Origin of the sequence: uncultured Lactobacillus sp., assembly GCF_945290125.1 — a bacterium.
GTDB classification, from domain to species: Bacteria; Bacillota; Bacilli; order Lactobacillales; family Lactobacillaceae; genus Lactobacillus; species Lactobacillus rizhaonensis.
This window is the reverse complement of the sequence record NZ_CALYQV010000110.1, coordinates 1-2,866: the sequence shown is the minus strand read 5'-3', so window position 1 is coordinate 2,866 and position 2,866 is coordinate 1. Positions and strand designations below refer to the sequence as shown.

3 protein-coding genes and 1 pseudogene are annotated in these 2,866 nt (G+C 38.3%); 2 read left to right on the top strand and 2 right to left on the bottom strand.

What is annotated here, in order from left to right; all coding sequences use genetic code 11:
• Both Q0K80_RS10220 and Q0K80_RS10215 read left to right on the top strand, forming a co-directional pair.
• Nucleotides 1-803: pseudogene (locus tag Q0K80_RS10220) on the top strand (zinc-binding dehydrogenase); the annotation flags it as partial.
• Nucleotides 804-1,010: 207 nt separating this feature from the next.
• The gene (locus Q0K80_RS10215) at nucleotides 1,011-1,310 is read left to right on the top strand and encodes a glycine cleavage system protein H (RefSeq protein WP_294606028.1); all 300 of its coding nucleotides are present in this window, start codon (nucleotides 1,011-1,013) and stop codon (nucleotides 1,308-1,310) included.
• A 330-nt stretch (nucleotides 1,311-1,640) separates the two neighbouring features.
• On the opposite strand, the gene Q0K80_RS10210 is transcribed toward Q0K80_RS10215, so the two are convergent.
• On the bottom strand, nucleotides 1,641-2,558 hold the full coding sequence (locus Q0K80_RS10210; protein ID WP_294606027.1) for a peptidylprolyl isomerase: 918 nt from the start codon (nucleotides 2,556-2,558) through the stop codon (nucleotides 1,641-1,643).
• A 117-nt stretch (nucleotides 2,559-2,675) separates the two neighbouring features.
• Nucleotides 2,676-2,866: hypothetical protein (locus Q0K80_RS10205; RefSeq protein ID WP_294606026.1), on the bottom strand; the 191-nt coding region annotated here is incomplete at its 5' end.

The following is a 2,866-nucleotide window of genomic DNA, read 5'->3' as shown; positions in this document are numbered from 1 at the left end:
TTCGTAATTGTACCATTTACGCATGGATGTGGGCACTGTGCGGCTTGTCGCGCGGGTTTTGAAGGCAATTGTGTGAATGAAGAGCCGGGATTAAATCCCGGTTATCAGGCTCAATATTTACGGTTTACTAATGCGCATTGGGCACTAGTGAAAATTCCCGGACAACCTGAAGATTATGATGAAGATCAATTAAATTCCTTATTAACGTTGTCCGATGTCATGGCTACCGGTTATCATGCTGCCATGAGTGCGCAAGTGCAGGCAGGTGATACAGTGGCCATAGTGGGTGATGGTGCAGTAAGCTTATGTGCAGTTATTGCAGCTAAGCTGCAAGGCGCTCAAAGAATCATTACTTTAAGCCATCATACCAAGCGTGCAAATTAGCTCAAAAATTTGGTGCAACCGATATTGTGTCTAAGCGTGATGAGGCGGCCATTCAAGCAGTTTTGAAGTTAACTGATCAAGCTGGGGTGGATGCAGTATTAGAATGCGTGGGCACTGAGCAGGCGGTCAGCATAGCAGTGAAAATTGCCCGTGCGGGAGCAGTCATTGGTCGCGTGGGCTTGCCCCAAAATAGCCAAATGAACACTAATGATTTATTCTGGGGGAATATTGGTTTACGAGGCGGCATTGCCAGTGTGACCAAGTACGATCGGCAACGATTACTAGCAGCGGTTTTAAAACGGGAGATTAATCCGGGTCAAGTTTTTACACACAAATTCACTTTGGATCAAATTCAAGCTGCTTATGAAGCTATGGATCAGCGACAAGCCATCAAATCTTTAGTAATTGTGAATCAGTAGTTTGGTGACTCTTAAGTGAATTGCCAACTGGAACGAAGAATTGTCCAAGTATGTGGTAATCGTTTTTGTTTGTTCATTGATAACGAATAGCCCGATTGCAATAAGCTTAGGTTGAGTGCATCGTTCTTTCAGTAGAAGTCCATCCTTTTTGAACGCAAATCTTTGTTATAATGAAGCTACACTGGATTTTTTAGAGGAGCATGAGTTATGGATAGTGAAATGTCATATTTTTGGCAGGAAAAGCTTGCAAATGGGCATACGCGGATTGGGTTGAATGATACCGGACGTCAAGAAACCGGGGATATAGCCTTTATTGATTTTCCTGACAATCTTAAGCGATTACAAACTGGACAAACTTTATTATCGCTGGAGTCGGATAAAACTGTTTTGGAGTTGCCGGCGCCCATTACAGGTGAATTAGTTCAAATCAATCCGCGTTTAAAAACGCACCCAGCAGATTTGAACAGTAGCGATCCTGCCAAAAATTGGATTGCCGAAGTTAAATGATTATTGAAAAACTGTGATGCTTCAACACCACAGTTTTTATATGGCAATTTTTTATTTTCAATTAGAAACTTCAAAAATGGGTACATAAAAACATAGCACAGCTTATAAGAAGTTTATGGAGCAGCAAGCGAGGTTTCAGCTGATAGATGTACAACTTAAAATTTAATTTGTGTGTTGAAAAAACTGGCCGCAGCAGAGTTGGTTATAAAGGTTAGTAATGGCGGCAGGGCATTTCGAACTTGTTTTTTTATAAAAAAAGCTCCAGAATATTAAACATATTCTGGAGCCAAGATATCCATCTCAGTACTTTTACCGCGCTGCTAATGAGAATTATTTGCTATTCTTTGGTGTACTTTTAGCATTTTTATTATTAGATAAGTAGCCTGCTAAAATGTCTTTCATGTCATTGTCTTTAATAGAAATATCCGAACGCTTTAAGACTTTAGAAATAACTTTTTGTAAGACTACAGAGTCTTGCATCCGCGAATTATAAATTTGATTCTTTAATTCTGTTTCATGCTGTTTCATTGAGCCTTTAGCAGGACGCTTAACCATTTTGATGACATGATAACCATAAGAAGATTTGACAGGATCTTTAGTGTATTCACCTTGTTTTAATTTTAAAGCTGCCTTCTTAAAGTTGGTATCTAACGAAGTATCGCTATTGTTAAATGGAGGTAATTTACCACCATTATTTTTGGTACCAGAATCATTGGACTCTTTCTTCGCTAATTTAGAGAAATTGGCACCATCATCTAATTGCTTGATAATGTCTTTAGCCTTGTCTTCATCTTTAACCAAAATATGTTGTACAGTAACTTTTGGAGTATATTTCTTCCATTGTTGTTTTAGTTGGGCGTTAGTAACTTTCGTTTCTTTACGCACGGCAACTTTAGTAAGTAAATTGGTCCGGATAGTATCTTTAAAGGATGCAGCATCCATTCCATTTTGTTGTAATAAAGAGTTGAATTGAGCACCATATTTATCTTTATATTGATTATATTGTTTATTAACTTCTTTATCACTAACGTCTTTACCATACTGTGACTTCAAAGCCTGTGCAATCACCATTTGCTGTAAAGCCTGCTGACCAGCTTGGGACTTCTTCATCTTTTGATAAAGTTGTTCCTGAGTAATTTTTCCGCCCTTCATGGTAACTACCGCTTTGTTACCCGAACAACCTGTTAAGGCAGAAACTGATAGCAATGCAACCACAGTCAAAATAACCTTATTGAATTTCTTTGACATATCTTTAATACACATCCAATCTACTTTTATCTGAGCTAGATAACACCTACAAACATAACATATTTTGATAATTTTGAACACAAAAATATCTAAAATTTGTGCAAAGTTACTTAACAGCTATTTTTGCAATAATGCCTGAGTTTGATTTTGGAGAGTCTGTAGCTCTGCTTGTAATTGCGGTTGTTGCCGTTGAATTTCACTTATGATTTCTTGTAAAGCTGGTTTAACTTCAGTTTGCAATTGTTTTTTCGCCAGTTTTAATTGGCGGGGGATCGCCCACAGACTAGTTTCCGGAGCCGTATGCAATT

Bases quoted from the DNA above. Each gene is read 5' to 3' on its own strand.
- Q0K80_RS10215 (WP_294606028.1), top strand. From the start codon at position 1,011: ATGGATAGTGAAATGTCATATTTTTGGCAGGAAAAGCTTGCAAATGGG.
- Q0K80_RS10210 (WP_294606027.1), bottom strand. From the start codon at position 2,558: ATGTCAAAGAAATTCAATAAGGTTATTTTGACTGTGGTTGCATTGCTA.